This window comes from Rathayibacter rubneri, from assembly GCF_023743255.1.
Classification (GTDB): domain Bacteria; phylum Actinomycetota; class Actinomycetes; order Actinomycetales; family Microbacteriaceae; genus Rathayibacter; species Rathayibacter rubneri.
This window is the reverse complement of record NZ_JAMRYM010000029.1, coordinates 17,374-37,033: the sequence shown is the minus strand read 5'-3', so window position 1 is coordinate 37,033 and position 19,660 is coordinate 17,374. Positions and strand designations below refer to the sequence as shown.

Sequence of the window (19,660 nt, the reverse complement as noted above, 5' to 3'; positions counted from 1 at the left end):
CCTCCCGCCGCGGCTGAGCACGCCGCGTCGTCGCACGGGAGGGGCGGCGTCGTCACACGGGAGGGGCGGGCCCGCGCGGTGAATAGGATGGTCGCCATGTCCGACGGCGCCTCCTTCTATCTCACGACCCCGATCTTCTACGTCAACGACGTCCCCCACATCGGGCACGCGTACACGGAGGTCGCGGCGGACGTGCTGACCCGCTGGCACCGTCAGGCGGGCGACGACACCTGGCTCCTCACCGGCACGGACGAGCACGGCCAGAAGATCCTGCGCACCGCGACCGCCAACGGCACGACGCCCAAGGCGTGGGCCGACCGCCTCGTCGAGACCGCGTGGCAGCCGCTCCTGAGCACCATCGACATCGCGAACGACGACTTCATCCGCACCACGGACGAGCGGCACGAGGTCAACGTGCAGAAGTTCCTGCAGAGGCTCTACGACGCCGGCGCGATCTACACCGGCGAGTACGAGGGCTACTACTGCGTGGGCTGCGAGGAGTACAAGCAGCTCTCGGACCTCGACGAGGGCGCCGGCGAGTACGAGGGCCAGTACGTCTGCAAGATCCACTCCAAGCCGGTCGAGCTGCTCAGCGAGAAGAACTACTTCTTCAAGATGAGCGAGTACACCGAGCGCCTGCTCGCGCTCTACGAGGAGCGCCCCGACTTCGTGCAGCCGGAGTCGGCCCGCAACGAGGTGGTCAGCTTCGTGCGCCAGGGGCTCGCCGACCTCTCGATCTCGCGCTCGAGCTTCGACTGGGGCGTGAAGGTGCCGTGGGACGACTCGCACGTCGTCTACGTCTGGTTCGACGCGCTGCTCAACTACGTCACCGCCGTCGGCTACGGCCAGGACGACGAGGAGTTCGCGCGCCGCTGGCCGGCGACCCACATCGTCGGCAAGGACATCCTCCGCTTCCACGCGGTGATCTGGCCCGCCATGCTCATGGCCGCCGGGCTCGACGTGCCGAGGCAGGTCTTCGGCCACGGCTGGCTGCTGGTCGGCGGCGAGAAGATGTCGAAGTCGAAGCTCACCGGCATCGCTCCCGAGCAGATCACCGACACGTTCGGCTCCGACGCGTTCCGCTACTACTTCATGCGCGCGATCACGTTCGGCCAGGACGGCTCGTTCTCGTGGGAGGACCTGTCGGCGCGCTACCAGGCCGAGCTCGCGAACGGCTTCGGCAATCTCGCCTCGCGTGTGATCGCCATGCTCAACCGCTACTACGACGGCGTCGTGCCGGCACCCGCCGAGGCGACCGCGGCGGAGGAGCGCGTCCAGCGCACCGTGGCCGAGGCGGCCGCCGCCGCCGACGCGGCGATCGACTCGCTCGCGATCCACGACGCGATCACCGCGGTGTGGACCATCGTCGACGAGCTGAACGGCTACATCACCGAGCAGGAGCCGTGGGCCCTGGCCAAGAACGACGCCGACCGCGAGCGGCTCGGCACCGTCCTCTACACGGCGACGGAGGGGCTGCGCGCCCTCGCCGTGCTGCTCTCGCCGGTCGTGCCCCGCGCGACCGCGAAGCTCTGGACGGCGCTCGGCGTCGAGGAGTCGCTCGGCGCGCTGCCCGCTCAGCGGATCCGCGCGGCGGGGGAGTGGGGCCGCCTGCCGGTCGGCACGACGGTCGGCACCCTCGAGGCCCTCTTCCCGCGCATCGAGGCACCCGCGAGCTGACCGGCCCTGCTGCTCGTGCCCGCGCAGCGGGCGCCCCTCCGCTGGTGCTCGCGCGGCGGGCGGCCCGCCCTCCTTGCTGATCGAGTAGCCCGCGGAGCGGGCGTATCGAGATCCCCGATGTCCGAGGTCGGTGGGTCTCGATACGGCCCTGCGGGCCTACTCGACCAGCAGAGGGGGCTCGAGATCCCCTCCGCCCCGAACGCGGGCCCTGCAAGCCCTCCCGGTAGCCTGGAGCGCATGAGCGACAGCCAGCACGTCCGCGCCCGCGAGAACACCTCCGGCCGCGACCTGACGTACCCTCCGCTGCCCGAGGCCCTCGTGGTCCCCGTCTACGACAACCACACGCACCTCGAGATCGCTGACGGCCTCGAGCCGCTCGACTACCGCGAGCAGCTCGACCGCGCCTCCACGGTGGGCGTGCGCGGAGTCGTCCAGGTCGGCACCGACGTGGCGACCAGCCGCTGGTCGGCCGAGATGGCGGCGTCCGAGCCGCGCATGCTGGCCGCCGTCGCGATCCACCCCAACGAGGCGCCCGAGCTCGACGCCCGCGGTGAGCTCGACGACGCCCTCGCGGTGATCGCCGAGCTCGCGACCCAGCCGCGCGTGCGCGCCGTCGGCGAGACCGGGCTCGACTTCTTCCGCACCGGCGAGAGCGGGCGCGGAGCCCAGTTCCGCTCGTTCGAGGAGCACATCCGCATCGCCAAGGAGAACGGGATCGCGCTGCAGATCCACGACCGTGACGCGCACCGCGAGGTCATGGACGCGCTCCGCCGCGTCGGCGCCCCCGAGCGCACCGTCTTCCACTGCTTCTCGGGCGACGCCGAGATGGCCCGGATGTGCGCCGAGGAGGGGTGGTACCTCTCCTTCGCGGGCAACGTCACCTTCAAGAACGCGGAGTCGCTGCGCGAGGCGCTGTCGGTCACTCCGCGGCACCTGATCCTCGTCGAGACGGACGCGCCGTTCCTCACTCCGAGCCCGCTGCGGGGCCGTCCGAACGCGCCGTACCTCCTCCCGCACACCCTGCGCGCGATGGCGCTGCACCTCGAGACCGACGTGGGACACCTCGCCGCGACCATCGCCTCCAACACCGAGCAGGTCTACGGCGAGTGGGGCGGCGAGGTCGGCTCGGAGCCGACGGAGCCCGTGGGGCAGCTGGCATGAGCGGTCGCCACGCGGCCCGGGCCGAGGCGGCCGCCGTGCCGCGACTGCTCGGCCCCGCCGAGATCCGCGACCTCGCGCAGCTGCTCGACGTGACGCCGACCAAGAAGCTCGGCCAGAACTTCGTGCACGACGCCAACACCGTGCGCCGCATCGTCAAGCTCGCGCGCGTGCAGGCGGGCGAGACCGTGGTCGAGATCGGCCCCGGCCTCGGCTCGCTGACGCTGGGCCTGCTCGAGGCCGGCGCGCAGGTCGTGGCCGTCGAGATCGACGGGCGGCTCGCCGAGCAGCTCCCGCGCACGGTCGAGCTGATGGCGCCCGCGGCCGACCTGCACGTGGTGCACGCCGACGCGATGCGCGTGCTCGAGCTGCCGGGCGATCCCGTCCGTCTCGTGGCGAACCTCCCGTACAACATCTCGGTGCCGGTGCTGCTGCACTTCCTCGAGCACTTCCCGAGCATCCGCTCCGGAGTGGTCATGGTGCAGTCCGAGGTCGGCCTCCGGCTCGCCGCCGGCCCGGGTTCCAAGGTCTACGGCGGCCCGAGCGTGAAGGCCGCCTGGTTCGGCTCGTTCTCGACCGGCGGCACCGTCTCGCGGCAGATCTTCTGGCCCGTCCCCAACGTCGACAGCGTGCTCGTGGCGTTCGAGCGCGGTGAGGAGCCGGGCGACGAGACCCTGCGCCGGACCGTCTTCGCGGTCGTCGACGCGGCGTTCGCCCAGCGGAGGAAGATGCTCCGCCAGTCCCTCGCCCCGCTCTTCGGTGACAGCGCCTCGGCGATCGCCGCCCTCGAGTCGGCGGGCGTCCCGCAGACGGCTCGCGGCGAGGAGCTGACCGTCGACTCCTTCGTCGCGCTGGGCCGGACGCTCGACCCCGCTCGCGTGCCGACCCGTGGCGGCACCGTGCCGGACCCGGTCGAGGAGGACCCCGGGGCGGACCCGTCCGACGGGCACGAGGGCCCCTCCACCACCCTGTAGCTTGGAGGCATGGCTGCTCGCGCGACGTCGACCGTGGTCCACGCGCGGGCACCCGGCAAGATCAACGTCTTCCTCAAGGTGGGGGCCGTCCGCGAGGACGGCTACCACGAGCTCGCGACCGCGTTCCAGTCGCTCTCGCTCTACGAGGACGTGCGCGCCAGTGCCGCCGACGACTTCTCGGTCGCCTTCTCGGGCTCGATCGACACGAGCGGCCTCGCCGTCGACGGCAGCAACCTCGCCATCAAGGCCGCGAGAGCGCTCGCACGAGCGACGGGCCACCGCGGGGGCGTCCACCTCGAGATCGAGAAGAACGTCCCGATCGCCGGCGGCATGGGCGGAGGGTCGGCCGACGCGGCCGCGACGCTCCTCGCCTGCGACGCACTGTGGGGCACGGCCTGCACGCGGGAGCAGCTCCTCGGCATCGCCGCGAGCCTCGGCGCCGACGTGCCCTTCGCCTTCACCGGTGGCACCGCGATCGGAGTGGGCCGCGGCGACGAGCTGAGCCCCGCACTCGCGAAGGGCCGCTTCGAGTGGGTGCTCGTGCTCTCCGAGCAGGGGCTCTCGACTCCGGAGGTCTACAGCGAGCTCGACCGCCACCGCGAGCGGCACCTGCACGACTTCCGCCCCATCTCGGCCTCGCCGAGCGTCGACCCCAACGTGCTGCAGGCGCTGCGGGCGGGCGACGCGGCGATGCTCGCCGACGCGATGCACAACGACCTCCAGGCTCCGGCGCTGCACCTGCAGCCGGGTCTGGCACGGATCCTGGAGCGCGGCGAGGAGAGCGGCGCCCTCGGCGGGCTCGTCTCGGGCTCGGGTCCGACCGTCGCCTTCCTCGCGGCCGACGCGGATGCGGCGCTCGAGCTCCAGCTGGAGCTGACGACCGCGCGCTACAAGGCCCTCCGCGTGACCGGGCCCGTGCACGGAGCGAGACTCCTCTCGATCTGAGCGGGCCCCAGCCCGCACCCCGCGGAGTGGCTTAGAGTGCGGCTCATGCCCCCCAGAAGAGCCGCACTGCTCGCGATCCTCACGGGGATCGTCTCCGCCCTCGTCGCCCTCGCGAGCGCCGAGCTCGTGGCCGTGTTCACCGGTGCGGGAGGCGGACCGCTCGTCGCGGTCGGCGGGTTCGTCATCGACATCGTGCCGCCCGGCGTGAAGGACACGGTGATCGCGCTGTTCGGGACGGGCGACAAGATCGTCCTGCTCGCCTCGCTCGCGTTCGCGGTCGCGCTGCTCGCGGTCGCGGCGGGACTGCTGGAGTTCCGCCGCCCGCCGCTGGGCGCGCTGGTCCTCGTGGTCGTCGCCGGTCTCGGCGCCCTCGCCGCGGTCACACGGGAGGGCGCGACCGGGCTCTCGGCCGCTCCGAGCATCGTCGGCATGGTCGCCGGCGCGCTGGTGCTCCGGACCGCTTCCGCCCGGCTGCGCGCCTGGGACGAGGAGCCCGCGCAGGGCGGGACCGACCGCAGGTCCTTCCTCCGCCTGGTCGGCATCGCCGGAGCCGCCGCCGTCGTGGTGGGCGTCGGCGCCCGCATGGCCACCGCCGCCTCCGCGGCGGTCACCGCCGTCCGCGAGGCCGTGGCGCTGCCGAAGGCCGCGTCCGCCGCCGCACCCGTCCCGGCCGCCGCTGTCCTCGACGACGTCGAGGGCATCAGCTCCTTCGTCACTCCGAACGCCGAGTTCTACCGCATCGACACGGCACTCTCGGTGCCGTCGGTCGACCCGGCGGACTGGTCGCTCCGGATCCACGGCATGGTCGAGGAGGAGATCGTGCTCACCTGGGACGAGCTGCTGGCCCTGCCGCTCGAGGAGCACCTGGTGACCCTGTCGTGCGTCTCGAACGAGGTGGGCGGCGATCTGATCGGCACCGCGCTGTGGCTCGGCTACCCGATCCGCGAGCTCCTCGCCCGCGCGCGGCCGACCGCGGGCGCCGACATGGTCCTCTCGCGCAGCATCGACGGCTTCACCGCCTCCAGTCCGCTCGAGGTGCTGGCCGATGCGAACCGGGCGAGCATCCTCGCCGTCGGGATGAACGGAGAGCCCCTCCCGGTCGAGCACGGCTTCCCGGTGCGGATGGTCGTGCCCGGGCTCTACGGCTACGTCTCGGCGACCAAGTGGGTCACCGAGCTGAAGGTCACGACGTTCGCCGACGACGTCGCCTACTGGTCGACACGCGGCTGGACGGAGCGCGGCCCGATCAAGGTCGAGTCGCGGATCGACGTGCCGCGCCAGGGTCAGGCGGTCGCCGCCGGCACGGTCGCGGTCGCCGGAGTCGCCTGGGCTCCGCACACCGGCATCTCGAAGGTCGAGGTGCAGGTCGACGGGGGAGTGTGGCAGAGCGCGCGCCTGGCCGAGGCGGTCACCGCCGACACGTGGATCCAGTGGGTCTACGAGTGGGACGCGCTGCCCGGCGATCACGTCCTGCTCGTGCGGGCCACCGACTCCGAGGGGCTCACCCAGACCTCCGACGAGGCGCCGCCGGCTCCCGACGGAGCCACCGGCTGGCACCTCCGGACCGTCACCGTCGCCTAGCTGTCGGCCGGGTCGCCGCGGAGCCCCGTAAAATCGATCCCTATGGCACATCTCCTGGGCGCTGAGGCGCTGCGACTCGAGTACCCCACGCGGGTGATCTTCGACGACGTCTCCCTCGGCATCGAGGAGGGCGACCGCATCGGCATCGTCGGCCGCAACGGCGACGGCAAGTCGACCCTCCTTCGCCTGCTCGCGCAGCGCATCGAGCCGGACGCGGGTCGCGTCACGCACCGGCGCGGCGTCACGCTCGGCATGCTCGACCAGGCCGACACGGTCGACGAGGAGCTCACGGTCGCGCAGGCGGTCGTCGGCGGACTCGAGGAGCACGAGTGGGCGGGCGACGCGCGCACCCGCGACGTGATCGCCGGACTCCTGCGCGACGTGCCGTGGGACGGCGTCGTCGGCTCGCTCTCGGGCGGCCAGCGCCGCCGGGTCGCCCTCGCGAAGCTCCTCGTCGGCGACTGGGACGTGGTGTTCCTCGACGAGCCCACCAACCACCTCGACGTCGAGGGCATCGCCTGGCTCGCCGAGCACCTCAAGCGCCGCTGGGCCACGGCCTCCGGCGGCCTCGCCGTCGTGACCCACGACCGCTGGTTCCTCGACGAGATCTGCACCGCCACGTGGGAGGTGCACGACCGCATCGTCGAGCCCTTCGAGGGCGGCTACGCGGCCTACATCCTGCAGCGCGTCGAGCGCGACCGGATGGCCTCGACCATGGAGGCCAAGCGCCAGAACCTGATGAAGAAGGAGCTCGCGTGGCTGCGCCGCGGAGCCCCCGCCCGCACCGCGAAGCCCAAGTTCCGCATCGATGCGGCGAACCAGCTGATCGAGGACGAGCCGCCCGTGCGCGACTCCGTCTCGCTGTCGCAGCTCGCGGTCTCGCGACTGGGCAAGGACGTCGTCGACCTGCTGGACGTGACCGTGCGCTACGGCGAGCGGACGGTGCTCAACCGCATCGAGTGGCGGATCGCGCCGGGCGAGCGCACCGGCATCCTCGGCGTGAACGGCGCGGGCAAGTCGACCCTCCTGGGCCTGGTCGCCGGCAGCGTCGAGCCCACGAGCGGGAAGGTGAAGCGCGGCACCACGGTGCGCGTCGCGATCCTCGACCAGCAGCTGCGCGAGCTCACGGAGGTGCAGCACCAGCCCGTCCGCGAGATCATCGCGCAGCAGCGCACCAGCTACTCCATCGGCGGCAAGGACATGACGCCGGGCCAGCTGCTCGAGCGCCTCGGCTTCTCGAGCGCGCAGCTCTCGACGCCGGTGAAGGATCTCTCGGGTGGCCAGCGCCGCCGTCTGCAGCTCCTGCTGATCCTGCTGAGCGAGCCCAACGTGCTGATCCTCGACGAGCCCACCAACGACCTCGACACCGACATGCTCGCGGCGATCGAGGACCTCCTCGACTCGTGGCCCGGCACGCTGCTCGTCGTCTCGCACGACCGGTACCTGCTCGAGCGCGTCACCGATCAGCAGTACGCGGTGCTCGAGGGCGCGTTCCGGCACCTGCCGGGAGGCGTGGAGCAGTACCTCGAGCTGCGTCGCGCGCTCGAGAAGGCGGGGCCCGCGGCCCTGTCGTCGTCCACCTCCGCGGCGCCCCCGGGACTCGGCGGCGCCGAGCGGCGCACCGCCGAGAAGGAGGTGTCGGCGATCGACCGGCGCCTGCACAAGCTCACCCAGCTCGCGAAGACGGTGCACGAGAAGATGGCGACGCACGATCAGGACGACTACGACGGCATCCTGGCGCTCAACGCGACGCTCCGGGGCTATGAGGACGAGACCGCCGAGCTCGAGTTGCGCTGGCTGGAGCTCTCGGAGCAGCTGGAGGGCTAGGGCCCTAGCCGAAGTCGAGCGAGAGCTTGCGGAGCAGCTGGGCCAGCCGCTCCTGCTGCGCGTGCGTCAGCGCGCCCAGCAGCTCCTGCTCGGCGTCGACCAGCCGGGTGATCGCGGCGTCGACGCGGGCGAGGCCGGACGGCGTCATCTGGACGAGGACGCCGCGCCCGTCGTTCGGGTCGTCGAGGCGCTCGACCAGCTCGCGCTCGACGAGGCGGTCGATGCGGTTGGTCATGGTGCCGCTGGTGACCATGGTCGCCTGCAGCAGTTGCTTGGGGGAGAGGCGGTAGGGGGCGCCGGCGCGGCGCAGCGCCGAGAGCACGTCGAACTCCCACGTCTCGAGCTCCGAGCGGCCGAAGGCGATCCCGCGGGCGCGCTCGAGCTGCTTGGCCAGCCGCCGCATGCGGGAGAAGACCTGCAGCGGCGTGAAGTCCAGGTCGGGTCGTTCCCTCACCCAGGCGTCGACGATGCCGTCGACCTCGTCGTTCGCGCTCACTCCTCCATTGTGGCGGGTGCGGGCCGCGACGGTCCGCTCCGGGAGTCGCGAACGGGCGGCCCCGGAGATTTCTGGGGGTCCCGGCCGGATGGCAGGATGGTCGACGCGCGCGAGCGCGGTCCGCCATGGTGTAACGGCAGCACGGCAGCCTTTGGAGCTGTCCGGTCCAGGTTCGAATCCTGGTGGCGGAGCGGGGAGACGAAGGTGCGCCGGTCCCGGTGCGCCCGCCGAAGAGGAGACGCGATCATCGACAGCACGCTCGCGGTCGTGATCCTGGCCGCAGGCCAGGGCACCCGCATGAAGTCCCGCACGCCCAAGGTCCTGCACCGCCTGGCCGGACGGCCGCTGCTCGGCCACGTCCTCGACACCGCGGCCTCGCTCGAGGCCGGGCACGTCGTGACCGTCGTGCGCCACGAGCGCGAGCGCGTCGCGGAAGCGGTGCTCGAGCACACGCCGGCGGCTCTCGTCGTCGACCAGGACGAGGTGCCGGGCACGGGCCGCGCCGTCGAGCTCGGTCTGGCCGCTCTGCCCGCCGACTTCGCCGGGACCGTCGTGGTCCTGAGCGCCGACGTGCCGCTCCTGGACGCACCGACCCTGCGGCGCCTGGTCGACGCGCACGTGGGTGCGGCGAACGCCCTGACGATGCTCTCGTGCGTGTTCGAGGACCCGACCGGCTTCGGCCGGATCGTCCGCGGCGAGGACGGCGGCTTCGCCTCCATCGTCGAGCAGAAGGACGCCGACGCCGACCAGCTCGCCATCGCCGAGGTCAACGCCGGCGTCTACGCCTTCGACGCCGCGGCCCTCCGAGCCGTCATCGGCGGCATCGGCATGGACAACGCGCAGCGGGAGATGTACCTCACCGACGCCGCGGCCGCGCTCAAGGCCGCCGGCCGCGCGATCGAGGCCGTGCCCGTGCAGGACCGGTGGCTCGTCGCCGGCATCAACGACCGCGCGCAGCTCTCGGACGCGGCAGTCGAGCTGAACGCCCGCATCGTCCGCCGGTGGCAGCTCGAGGGCGTCACGATCCAGGATCCGGCGACGACCTGGATCGACGTGGACGCGGTCCTCGCGCCCGACGTCGAGATCCTCCCCGGCACGCAGATCAAGGGACCGACCGTCATCGCGACGGGCGCGGTCATCGGCCCCGACACGACCCTCGACTCCTGCGAGATCGGCGAGGACGCCGTCGTGAAGCGCTCGGACGCCACCCTCGCCGTGATCGGCGCGGGCGCCCAGGTCGGGCCGTTCTCCTTCCTCCGCCCGGGCACCGTGCTCGGTGCGAAGGGCAAGATCGGCACCTACGTCGAGACCAAGAACGCCGTCATCGGCGCCGGATCGAAGGTGCCGCACCTCTCGTACGTCGGCGACGCGACCATCGGCGAGGAGTCGAACATCGGCGCGGGCTCGATCTTCGCCAACTACGACGGAGTGACCAAGGCGGCGTCCGTGGTCGGGTCGCACGTGCGCGCCGGGTCGCACAACGTCTTCGTCGCCCCCGTTAGAATCGGGGACGGAGCGTACACGGGTGCTGGAACGGTCGTCCGCAAGGACATCCCGGCCGGAGCCCTCGGCATCACCGTCGCTCCGCAGCGCAACATGGCCGGTTGGGTGCAGACCCACCGACCCGGGACCGCGGCGGCGACCGCCGCCGAGGCCGCCCGGGTGCTCGAGCCCGAGGGCTCGGACCAGCCGACCGGAGGAAGCGGAGAACAGTGACGGGCATCACCGCCAGCAACAAGAAGAGCCTGGTCCTCGTCTCGGGGAGGGCGCATCCGGCACTGGCGGAAGCGGTCGCCCACGAGCTGGGCACCGAGCTCGTGACCACCGAGGGGCGCACCTTCGCCAACGGCGAGCTGTACGTCCGCTACGGCGAGTCCGTGCGCGGAGGCGACGTGTTCGTCCTCCAGTCGCACACCTCGCCGATCAACGAGTGGCTCATGGAGCAGCTCATCATGGTCGACGCGCTCAAGCGCGCCTCGGCGAAGCGGATCACGGTCGTCGCGCCGTTCTACCCCTACGCCCGCCAGGACAAGAAGGGCCGCGGCCGCGAGCCGATCTCGGCCCGCCTCGTCGCCGACCTGTTCAAGGCCGCCGGAGCCGACCGCATCATGTCGGTCGATCTGCACGCCGCGCAGATCCAGGGATTCTTCGACGGCCCCGTCGATCACCTCTTCGCCATGCCGGTGCTGCTCGAGCACTTCCGCGAGAAGCTCGACCCCTCGACTCTCACGGTCGTCTCGCCCGACATGGGCCGCGTCCGCGTCGCCGACATCTGGAGCGACAAGCTCGGCGTGCCGCTCGCGATCATCCACAAGCGCCGCGACCCCAAGGTCGCGAACCAGGTCTCGGTCCACGAGATCGTCGGAGAGGTCAGCGGCCGCGTCTGCCTCCTCGTCGACGACCTCATCGACACCGGCCGCACCATCGCCAAGGCCGCCGAGGCGCTGAAGAACGCCGGAGCGATCGGCGTCGTCGTCGCCGCCACCCACGCGGTCTTCTCGGACCCGGCGCGCGAGCTCCTCAGCTCCGAGTTCATCGACTCCGTCGTGGTCACCGACACCCTCCCGCTTCCGGAGGAGAAGAAGTGGGACCGCCTGACGATCCTCCCGATCGCGCCGCTGCTGGCACGCGCGATCCACGAGGTCTTCGATGATGGTTCCGTCACCTCCATGTTCGACGGCGACGCCTGACCCGGCACGCCCCGGAGGCGCCGTCCGCGGCGTTGTCCTCGGGCGCGATACCGCCGGTATCGCTTCCTCCTCCGCCTTGCAGCCGACGCCTCCGGGCCGCGCCGGCACGGCTCGGAGGGGCCGTCCGCGGCGTTGTCCTCGGGCGCGATACCGCCGGTATCGCTTCCTCGTCCGCCTTGCGCACGACGCCTCCGAGCCGCGCCGGAGGTCGGGAGCACGCGCGTCCGCGGCGGTGTCCTCGGGCGCGATACCGCCGGTATCGCTTCCTCGTCCGCCTTGCGGACGACGCCTCCGAGCCGCGCCGGAGGTCGGGAGCACGCGCGTCCGCGGCGGTGTCGTCGGGTGTGAGAGTGCCGGTGTCGCTTCCTCGTCCGCCGTGCGGACGGCGCCTCCGAGCGGCGCCGGAGGCGACACGCGAATCCGTGTCCACCGGGAGAACCCCCGCACGAGGGGTGCGGGCCTAGGGTGAGCGGGTGCCCGAGCGACGCGAGACCGGTGAGCGGGATGCGGTGCGTCCCCCGGAGCCCGTCGGCGCGATCGCACTCGCGGGAGTGTTCCTCGTCCTCTCGCCCGCGGCGCTCGAGGCCGGCTGGTGGCTGCTGCTCGGCATCGGGATCGCGGCCGCGCTGACCGCGATCGGAGCGGTCTCCGACTCCGGCCGCGAGGTGCTCGTCGGACCCACCGGCGAGTGGCTCGCCCTGGCGGGGCGGGCCCTCGGTGCCTCCGCCCTCGCCCTGACCGCAGCCGACCACGTGCTCGGAGCCGCCGCGCGGCCCGCGGCGGTGCTCCTCGTGGTCGCGGTCACCGTCTTCGTCCTGCGCGGCGGAGTGGTGCGACCGGCGCTCGCGCGGGCGCTCGGTGCTCTCGTCCTCCTCCTCCTGGTCGCGGCGGCCGTGACGGTGCTCGTCACGCCGCCCGTCGCGGCTCCCTCCGACACGGTGATCGGGGGAGCGGAGGGGGCGACCACCGCCGCGGCGTACGCCCTGCTCCTCGTCGCCCCGGCCTCCTCCGGCACGCGGGTCCGACTGCGGTCGGCACTCGTGACGACGGGCGTGGTCGCACTCTCCGCGGGCGCCCTGGCCGCCGGGCTCCTGCTGCTCGTGGGCCCCGCGGCCCTCGCCGCGACACCCACTCCGCTGCTGGCGGCCGCGGCGGGCACCGCGGCCCAGCCGCTCGTGTCGGTCGCCGCCGTGCTCGCGTGCGTCCTCGCGCTCGTCGTGCTGCTCCGGCGCGACGCGAGCGCCCTCGTGCGGCTGGTCCGCGCCGGCGAGATCCCCGGTCCTCTCGCGGGCACGAGCGCCAGGACGGGCGTGCCGGTCGCTCCCCAGCTCCTCGTCTGCCTGGTCTCGGTGCTCTCGGTCGTGATCCTCGACGCGGATGCGCTGCTCGCGTTCGCGGTCGGCGCCGGTCTCCTGGTGCTCCTCCTGCGCCGGATCGAGCAGGCCGAGCTGCGCAGCTGGGCGGCGGTCGTCTCGGCGGTCGGCGCGCTGGTGCTGCTGCTCGCACTGCCGGCCGCCACGGCGGCCGCGGTGGCGGTGCTGCTCGCGGTGCTGCTCATCGTGCGGGCGTTCCGGCGCTGAGGTCGAGTCGTCCCGCTGAGGCCGAGACGTCCCGCCGAGGTTAGCGGGCGGCCGCGGCGTCGATCGCGGCGGGGGTCAGCCGCAGGGCGAGCGGATCCGCGCGCACGCGGTCCAGGCCTGCTCGGACGGCGCCGAGCGCGACGGCGCGGTCGCCCAGTGTCGACGGGACGATCCGGGGTGCCGGGGCGTGGACGAGGGGAGCGATGCGCTCCGAGACGTCGTCCAGCAGCGGACCGGCGGATTCGGCCAGGGCCCCGCCGACCACGAGGAGCGAGACGTCCAGCAGGTTGGCGAGCGTCGCGGCGACGCTCGTCAGTCGGACCGCGAGGCGGTCGACGACCGCGAGCGCGAGGGCGTCCCCGGCGGCGGCGGCGGCCAGCACCTGCTCGGCCCCCGGGTGCGGTGCCGCGTCGAGGAGCGAGGGCGCCCGGTCCTGTGCCGCGAGGGCCTCCTGGGCCCAGGTCCGCGCGAGTGCGGCCACACCCTCCGCCGAGCCCACCCCCTCGACCAGGTCGAGGTAGCGCATCTCGCCGGTGAGGCCGCGGGCGCCGCGGAGAAGCGTGCCGCCGAGGACGACGCCGCCGCCCAGGCGCTCACCCGAGAGCAGGGTCAGGTAGTCGGAGCACCCGACCGCCGCACCCCGCCAGCCCTCGGCGAGGGCCGCGAGGTTGGCGTCGTTGTCGACCACCGGACGCCAGCCCCGATCGGCGAAGCGGTCGGCGAGACCGGGGTTCATCGCGCTCCAGAAGCCGTTGTCGTCGGCGGGGGAGCGGCCGTCGGCGTCGACCGGGGCCGGGACGCCGAATGTGATCGCCAGCACGCCCGCGTCGGCCACGCCCGCCTGCTGGAGCGTGCGGTCGAGGATCCGCTCGATGTCGGCGAGGCGCCGCTCGCGCGGGAGCTCCTCGACGGGCTCGTGCTCGACCGGCTCGACGCGGTGCGCGATCGAGTCGCCGAGGAGGTCAGCGACGTCGACTCCGACGCTGTGCTGACCGGCGTCGACGCCCACGATCACTCCCGCGTCGCGCCGCAGCGCGTAGCGGCGGGCGGGACGGCCCTTGACGTAGTCGCCCGCGGCGCGCTGGTTCTCGAGCTCCTCGAGCCAGCCCAGCTCGATGAGGTCGTCGCAGACCGCGATCACGGTCGATCGCGTGAGCCCGGTGCGCTCGATCAGATCGGACGCGGTCATCGGCTCGCCGCCCCACGCGCCCTGCAGGATCTCGAGGGCGTTGCGCCGGCGCTGGAACGAGAACACGTTCTCGGACATCGGTTCCGCCTCCCTCTTGACCCGGAGCGGGATCGGCTGCAACAGTACATCGCGCACTAGATTTTCTACCTAGATTTAGTCAACGAAGCAACTTATCCCCGCCAGATCCACCTGCCAGACCGGGAGACGACGACGTGCCCCTCACCACCCCACCCAGCGGCGGCCTGCGCCGCCGCACCCTCCTCACCGCCGCGGGAGCCGGAGCCGCAGCGCTCGGCCTCGCCGCGTGCGCCTCTCCGGCGGGCTCCGGGGGCGCGACCGAGATCGTGTTCCACCAGTCCAAGCCCGAGGTCATCGGCTACTTCGACGAGGTCATCGAGAAGTTCCACGCCGCGCAGTCCCGCGTGCGCGTCGTCCACGACTTCTCCTCCAACCTCTCGGCCGGCTTCGTGCGGACCAATCCGCCCGACCTCGGCTGCCTCAACTACAACTTCGAGGTCGCGCGCTTCGTCGAGCGGGGCGCCTTCAGCGACCTGTCGGACATGCCGGAGGCGGAGCGCATCAACCCGGCGCTGCAGCCGCTGATCGAGCAGACCGCGTCCTACCCGGACCGCACCAGCGTGCTGCCGTACTCGCTGATGATGTCGGCCGTGCTCTACAACCGCGATGTCTTCGCCCAGCAGGGGCTCGAGGTGCCGACGACCTGGACGGAGTTCCTCGCGGTCTGCGACGCGCTGCAGGCCGCGGGCATCACTCCGCTCTACAGCACCTACAAGGACCCGTGGACGGTCTCGCAGGGCCTGTTCGACTACTCCGTCGGCGGCACCGTCGACCTCGAGTCGTTCTTCTCGCAGCTGAAGGAGCAGGGCGCGGACGTCGGACCCGGCTCGCCGGTCTCGTTCCAGAAGGACCTCGCCGCGCCGATGGAGCAGATGCTGCGGATCGCCGCGTACTCGAACCCCGATGCGGCCAGTCGGGCCTACGGAGACGGCAACCTCGCGTTCTCGAACGGGGAGGCCGCGATGTACTTCCAGGGGCCGTGGGCGCTGAGCGAGATCGCGAAGACGGCCCCCGACCTCTCCGTCGGAGCCTTCCCGCTGCCGATGACGGACGACCCCGAGGACCGCCGGGTGCGCGTCAACGTCGACCTCGCCCTCTGGATCCCCGAGGCGTCCACCAAGAAGGCGGCGGCGCGCGAGTTCCTCTCGTTCCTCATGCGGCCCGAGATCATCGACGCCTACAACGCCGACAACAACGCGTTCGGAGTGACGACCGACGCCCCGGCCGTCACCCAGCCCACTCTCGTCGAGCTCCAGGAGTTCTACGACCGTGCCGCGTTCAGCCTCGGCGCCTCGCAGCTGGTGCCGCAGAACATCCCGCTGCAGAACTACGTGCAGGGCATGGTGCTCGGCTCCGACCCGGAGTCGACGCTGCGCACGATCGACGCCGACTGGGCGCGCATCGCGTTCCGCTCCTGACCCCCTCCTCCCGCCGACCACTCTCAGAGACGAGACACCATGGCCACCACCCTCCCCGCACGGACACAGGAGCGGCGCCCCGCCGCCGCCCGCCCCGTCGCGCGCACCACGCCGAAGCGGCGCCGGGACCTCACGTTCCCGCTCTTCCTGCTCCCCGCGCTGATCCTCTTCACGCTCGCGATCACCCTGCCCGCGCTCATGGGCGTCTTCTTCAGCTTCACCGACTCCATCGGCTTCGGGGAGTGGACCTTCATCGGCTTCACGAACTACGTAGCGCTGTTCTCGGATCCGGCCATCGCCGCGTCCTACGGATTCACGGTCGGGCTGGCGCTGGTGACGGTGCTGCTGGTCAACGTGATCGCGTTCCTGCTCGCCATCGCCCTCACGACGCAGATCCGGGGCAAGGTCGCCCTCCGCGCGGTCTTCGTGCTGCCGATGGTCGTCTCGGGCATCATCATCGCGTTCGTCTTCAACTTCCTCTTCTCGAACTCGCTGCCCGGCTTCGCCGCGTCGATCGGATTCACGCCGCTCGCGAGCAGCATGCTGGCCGATCCGAATCTGGCGTGGGTCGCGATCGTGATCGTGACCGCCTGGCAGTCGGTCCCCTCCGCCCTGCTGATCTACATCGCGGGAGTGCTGTCGATCCCCGGCGACGTCTACGAGGCCGCGTCGCTCGACGGCGCCTCGACGTGGGGGCAGCTGCGCTCCATCACGCTGCCGCTCGTCGCCGGCTACGTCGTCATCAACCTCGTCATCGGCTTCAAGAACTTCCTCAACTCGTACGACATCATCGTCGGCCTCACCAACGGCGGACCGGGCACCTCGACCCGCAGCGTCGCGATGACGATCTTCTCGGGCTTCACCAGCGGCGACTACGCCTACCAGATGGCCAACGCCACGATCTTCTTCCTCATCGCGCTCGTGATCGCGCTCGTGCAACTGCGCATCTCGCGCGGAAAGGCGGCCTTCTGATGACCAGCCAGGTCCCCCTCTCGCCGGCGCTGCCCGGCACCCGCCCGGCCGCCGACGCGGACGCTCGACGCGGCGGCCGCCGGAGCCGCTCGAACCTCCTGCTCACGATCGTGCTGGCGATCTGCGCCCTGACGGTGATCGCTCCGCTCTGGGTCACCGTGACCATGGCGTTCAAGACCACCGCGCAGGCCGTGGACGGCAACGCCTTCTCGATCCCCGCTCCGATCTCGATCGACGGCTTCGTGCAGGCGTGGAACCTCACCGACTTCCCCCGCGGCTTCGCGATCTCGCTGCTCGTCACCGCGATCACCGTCGGCGGCACCATCGTGCTCAGCGCCCTCGCCGCCTACGCGATCTCGCGCAACTGGCAGAAGCGGTTCTACCGCTTCTCGTTCTTCTACCTGCTCGCCGCGATGTTCCTGCCGTTCCCCGTCCTCGCGCTCTCGCAGGTCTCCCTCACCGGACTCGTCGGCCTCGACAACCCGATCGGCGTCGCGATCCTGCACATCATGTTCCAGCTGTCGTTCAGCGTGATGCTGTTCACCGCGTTCCTGCGCTCACTGCCCGAGGAGCTCGAGGAGAGCGCGCGACTCGACGGAGCGACCACCAACCAGGTCTTCTGGCGACTGGTGTTCCCGCTGCTCGCCCCCATGAGCGCCACGGTCGGCATCTTCGCCTTCCTCGCCTCCTGGAACGACTTCATGATGCCCTCGCTCATCACCTCCGACCCCTCGCTGCAGACGCTGCCCGTGCTCCAGAGCATCTTCCAGACGCAGTTCAGCAACGACTACAACGTCGCCTTCGCCTCCTACCTGATGGCCATGGCGCCGGCGATCATCGTCTATCTCTTCACCCAACGCTGGGTCATGTCCGGCGTTACTCAAGGGGCGATCAAGTAAGTCTCGCGGGTCTCGGGGCGGCGATCTGCGGCGTTGTCGATCGGTCGTCGTAGCTCCGCTACGCCTTCCCTCCTCCGCCTTGCAGCTCACCACCCCGAGACCCGCGACCTCTGCTGGAGGCGCATCCGGGCCGTGCTGCGCACGAGCCGGATCGGACGGGCCGTGCTGCGCACGAGCCGGGGCAGAGGGGAGGGGCCGTGCTGCGCACGAGCTGCTGCTCGCGGGCGGTGCGCGACCTCTGCTGATCGAGTAGCCCGCGGAGCGGGCGTCTCGAGATCCACGTCCGCCCGAGGTGCGGGAGCGCGGGGTCTCGAGACGCCCCTGCGGGGCTGCTCGACCGGCGGAGGAGAGACGCCGGCCTGCTTTCCCGCTGATCGAGTAGCCCGCGGAGCGGGCGTCTCGAGATCCACGTCCGCCCGAGGGCGGGCACCACGAACACGAACATCACGAACGGAAGGAACGGCATGACGGAGACCTTGCTCACCAGGAGCGGCACGGCGCAGGACGCGCTGTGGTGGCGGCAGGCGGCGGTGTACCAGATCTACCCGCGGAGCTTCGCGGACGCCGACGGGGACGGGATCGGCGACCTGACGGGGATCATCGCGCGCATCCCCTACCTCCGCGAGCTCGGGATCGACGCCGTGTGGCTGAGTCCCTTCTACCCGTCGGCGCTGGCCGACGGGGGCTACGACGTCGCGGACTACCGCGACGTCGACCCGCGGATCGGGACCCTCGCCGAGTTCGACGAGATGACGCGGCTGCTGCACGAGTCGGGCATCCGCGTGATCGTCGACATCGTGCCGAACCACTCCTCCGATCTGCACCCCTGGTTCCAGGAGGCGCTCGCGGCACCGAAGGGCTCGCCCGAGCGCGAGCGCTACGTCTTCCGCGACGGCCGCGGCACCGACGGCTCCCTCCCGCCCAGCGACTGGGAGTCGGTGTTCGGCGGCCCCGCCTGGGAGCCGGTCGGCGACGGCCAGTGGTACCTGCACCTCTTCGCGAAGGAGCAGCCGGACTGGAACTGGGCGAACCGCGAGATCCGCGACGACTTCCTCCACACCCTCCGCTTCTGGTCCGACCGAGGGGTCGACGGCTTCCGGATCGACGTCGCGCACTCGCTGGTCAAGGACCTCAGCGAACCGCTCCCCGCGGCCGCCGAGATCCAGGCGCAGCGCCTCGACGGCTTGCACCCGTTCTGGGACCGCGACGAGGTCCACGAGGTCTACGCCGAGTGGCGCGCCCTGTTCGACTCCTACGACCCGCCGCGCACCGCGGTCGCCGAGGCCTGGGTCGACGCCTCTCGCCGCGCCCGGTACGCGAGCCCGGAGGGCCTGGGCCAGGCGTTCAACTTCGACCTGCTCGAGGCCGACTTCGACGCGGAGGAGTTCCGCCGGTTGATCTCGTTCAACCTCGCGCTCGCCGCCGAGTCGGGCTCCTCGACGACCTGGGTGCTCTCGAACCACGACGTCGTCCGCCACCCGACGCGCTACGGACTGCCCGCGCGCGGGGACGCGCCGACCGCCCCCGCGAAGCAGTGGCTGCTCAGCGGGGGAGTGGAGCCCGAGCTGGACGTCGAGCGGGGCCTGCGCCGAGCGCGCGCCGCGACGCTCCTCCTGCTCGCGCTGCCCGGCTCCGCCTACCTCTACCAGGGCGAGGAGCTGGGCCTGCACGAGGTGCCGGCGATCCCGGATGCGCAGCGCCAGGACCCCACGTTCTTCCGCAGCGGCGGCACCGACGTCGGCCGCGACGGCTGCCGGGTGCCCCTGCCGTGGGCGGCGAGCGGCGAGTCCCTGGGCTTCGGCCCCGGCGGGGCGCACCTGCCGCAGCCGGAGTGGTTCGCGGGCTCCTCCGTCGAGGCCCAGGAGCGCGACGAGGAGTCGACGCTCGCGCTCTACCGCCGAGCGCTGGCGCTGCGGCACGAGCTGCAGTCCGGCGAGCAGCTCGAGTGGCTCGACTCCGAGAGCGACGTGCTGCACTTCGCGCGCCCGAACGGCTGGCGCTCGGCGACGAACCTGGGGACGACTCCGGTCGCGCTGCCCGCCGGCGAGGTGCTGCTCGCGAGCGGCGCGCTGGGCGAGGGCGTGCTGCCCGCCGAGACCACGGTCTGGCTGCGCTGAGTCGCAGGACGACGAGAGCGCCCCCGCACCCGATCCGAGGATCGAGGTGCGGGGGCGCT

At 72.0% G+C, this 19,660-nt stretch carries 15 protein-coding genes and 1 tRNA gene; 14 read left to right on the top strand and 2 right to left on the bottom strand.

Going from position 1 to position 19,660, the window contains the following annotated elements:
- Positions 1-96: 96 nt before the first annotated feature.
- The 6 genes from metG to NB037_RS08805 all read left to right on the top strand — a co-directional run bounded on the left by metG (position 97) and on the right by NB037_RS08805 (position 8,162).
- Positions 97-1,677, top strand: a complete 1,581-nt coding sequence (gene metG, locus NB037_RS08830; protein ID WP_251945214.1) for a methionine--tRNA ligase — start codon at positions 97-99, stop codon at positions 1,675-1,677.
- A gap of 237 nt (positions 1,678-1,914) precedes the next feature.
- On the top strand, positions 1,915-2,838 hold the full coding sequence (locus NB037_RS08825; protein WP_251945212.1) for a TatD family hydrolase: 924 nt from the start codon (positions 1,915-1,917) through the stop codon (positions 2,836-2,838).
- Positions 2,835-3,809, top strand: coding sequence for a 16S rRNA (adenine(1518)-N(6)/adenine(1519)-N(6))-dimethyltransferase RsmA (gene rsmA, locus NB037_RS08820; protein ID WP_251945211.1), 975 nt, complete (start codon positions 2,835-2,837; stop codon positions 3,807-3,809). The genes NB037_RS08825 and rsmA overlap by 4 nt, the downstream gene beginning before the upstream one ends.
- Positions 3,810-3,818: 9 nt before the next feature.
- Entirely contained in the window at positions 3,819-4,754 is a 936-nt protein-coding gene (locus NB037_RS08815) for a 4-(cytidine 5'-diphospho)-2-C-methyl-D-erythritol kinase (RefSeq protein ID WP_251945209.1), read from the top strand.
- Positions 4,755-4,799: 45 nt separating this feature from the next.
- Entirely contained in the window at positions 4,800-6,335 is a 1,536-nt protein-coding gene (locus NB037_RS08810) for a molybdopterin-dependent oxidoreductase (protein WP_251945207.1), read from the top strand.
- Positions 6,336-6,377: 42 nt separating this feature from the next.
- Entirely contained in the window at positions 6,378-8,162 is a 1,785-nt protein-coding gene (locus NB037_RS08805) for an ABC-F family ATP-binding cassette domain-containing protein (protein WP_251945205.1), read from the top strand.
- 4 nt (positions 8,163-8,166) lie between these two features.
- Here NB037_RS08805 and NB037_RS08800 read toward each other — a convergent pair whose 3' ends face one another.
- Positions 8,167-8,658, bottom strand: coding sequence for a MarR family winged helix-turn-helix transcriptional regulator (locus tag NB037_RS08800; protein ID WP_251945203.1), 492 nt, complete (start codon positions 8,656-8,658; stop codon positions 8,167-8,169).
- A 119-nt stretch (positions 8,659-8,777) separates the two neighbouring features.
- On the opposite strand from NB037_RS08800, the gene NB037_RS08795 reads away from it, so the two are divergent.
- The 4 genes from NB037_RS08795 (at position 8,778) to NB037_RS08780 (ending at position 12,928) form a co-directional block, all read left to right on the top strand.
- Positions 8,778-8,849 (top strand) — tRNA-Gln (locus NB037_RS08795).
- A gap of 52 nt (positions 8,850-8,901) precedes the next feature.
- Positions 8,902-10,374: a bifunctional UDP-N-acetylglucosamine diphosphorylase/glucosamine-1-phosphate N-acetyltransferase GlmU gene (gene glmU, locus NB037_RS08790; protein WP_251945220.1), complete on the top strand. Its 1,473-nt coding sequence runs from the start codon at positions 8,902-8,904 to the stop codon at positions 10,372-10,374.
- Complete coding sequence (locus tag NB037_RS08785; RefSeq protein ID WP_251945201.1) at positions 10,371-11,348, top strand: ribose-phosphate diphosphokinase; 978 nt, start codon at positions 10,371-10,373, stop codon at positions 11,346-11,348. The genes glmU and NB037_RS08785 overlap by 4 nt, the downstream gene beginning before the upstream one ends.
- A 473-nt stretch (positions 11,349-11,821) precedes the next feature.
- Positions 11,822-12,928 carry a hypothetical protein gene (locus NB037_RS08780; RefSeq protein ID WP_251945199.1) on the top strand — a complete coding sequence of 369 codons (1,107 nt, stop codon included), beginning with the start codon at positions 11,822-11,824 and terminating at the stop codon, positions 12,926-12,928.
- Between the two features lie 40 nt (positions 12,929-12,968).
- On the opposite strand, the gene NB037_RS08775 is transcribed toward NB037_RS08780, so the two are convergent.
- Positions 12,969-14,195 carry an ROK family transcriptional regulator gene (locus tag NB037_RS08775; RefSeq protein ID WP_251945197.1) on the bottom strand — a complete coding sequence of 409 codons (1,227 nt, stop codon included), beginning with the start codon at positions 14,193-14,195 and terminating at the stop codon, positions 12,969-12,971.
- A 134-nt stretch (positions 14,196-14,329) separates the two neighbouring features.
- Here NB037_RS08775 and NB037_RS08770 point away from each other — a divergent pair, with 134 nt between their 5' ends.
- The 4 genes from NB037_RS08770 (at position 14,330) to NB037_RS08755 (ending at position 19,601) form a co-directional block, all read left to right on the top strand.
- Positions 14,330-15,613, top strand: a complete 1,284-nt coding sequence (locus tag NB037_RS08770; RefSeq protein WP_251945195.1) for an ABC transporter substrate-binding protein — start codon at positions 14,330-14,332, stop codon at positions 15,611-15,613.
- A 39-nt stretch (positions 15,614-15,652) separates the two neighbouring features.
- A complete protein-coding gene (locus NB037_RS08765; protein WP_251945193.1) occupies positions 15,653-16,585 on the top strand; it encodes a carbohydrate ABC transporter permease in 933 nt (310 codons plus the stop codon).
- The gene (locus tag NB037_RS08760) at positions 16,585-17,484 is read left to right on the top strand and encodes a carbohydrate ABC transporter permease (protein ID WP_251945191.1); all 900 of its coding nucleotides are present in this window, start codon (positions 16,585-16,587) and stop codon (positions 17,482-17,484) included. The genes NB037_RS08765 and NB037_RS08760 overlap by 1 nt, the downstream gene beginning before the upstream one ends.
- Positions 17,485-17,948: 464 nt before the next feature.
- Positions 17,949-19,601, top strand: a complete 1,653-nt coding sequence (locus NB037_RS08755; protein WP_251945189.1) for a glycoside hydrolase family 13 protein — start codon at positions 17,949-17,951, stop codon at positions 19,599-19,601.
- The last annotated feature ends 59 nt before the right edge of the window (positions 19,602-19,660 follow it).

Coding starts and splice junctions, on each gene's coding strand:
- metG (WP_251945214.1), top strand. CDS start 97: ATGTCCGACGGCGCCTCCTTCTATCTCACGACCCCGATCTTCTACGTC.
- NB037_RS08825 (WP_251945212.1), top strand. CDS start 1,915: ATGAGCGACAGCCAGCACGTCCGCGCCCGCGAGAACACCTCCGGCCGC.
- rsmA (WP_251945211.1), top strand. CDS start 2,835: ATGAGCGGTCGCCACGCGGCCCGGGCCGAGGCGGCCGCCGTGCCGCGA.
- NB037_RS08815 (WP_251945209.1), top strand. CDS start 3,819: ATGGCTGCTCGCGCGACGTCGACCGTGGTCCACGCGCGGGCACCCGGC.
- NB037_RS08810 (WP_251945207.1), top strand. CDS start 4,800: ATGCCCCCCAGAAGAGCCGCACTGCTCGCGATCCTCACGGGGATCGTC.
- NB037_RS08805 (WP_251945205.1), top strand. CDS start 6,378: ATGGCACATCTCCTGGGCGCTGAGGCGCTGCGACTCGAGTACCCCACG.
- NB037_RS08775 (WP_251945197.1), bottom strand. CDS start 14,195: ATGTCCGAGAACGTGTTCTCGTTCCAGCGCCGGCGCAACGCCCTCGAG.
- NB037_RS08765 (WP_251945193.1), top strand. CDS start 15,653: ATGGCCACCACCCTCCCCGCACGGACACAGGAGCGGCGCCCCGCCGCC.
- NB037_RS08760 (WP_251945191.1), top strand. CDS start 16,585: ATGACCAGCCAGGTCCCCCTCTCGCCGGCGCTGCCCGGCACCCGCCCG.
- NB037_RS08755 (WP_251945189.1), top strand. CDS start 17,949: ATGACGGAGACCTTGCTCACCAGGAGCGGCACGGCGCAGGACGCGCTG.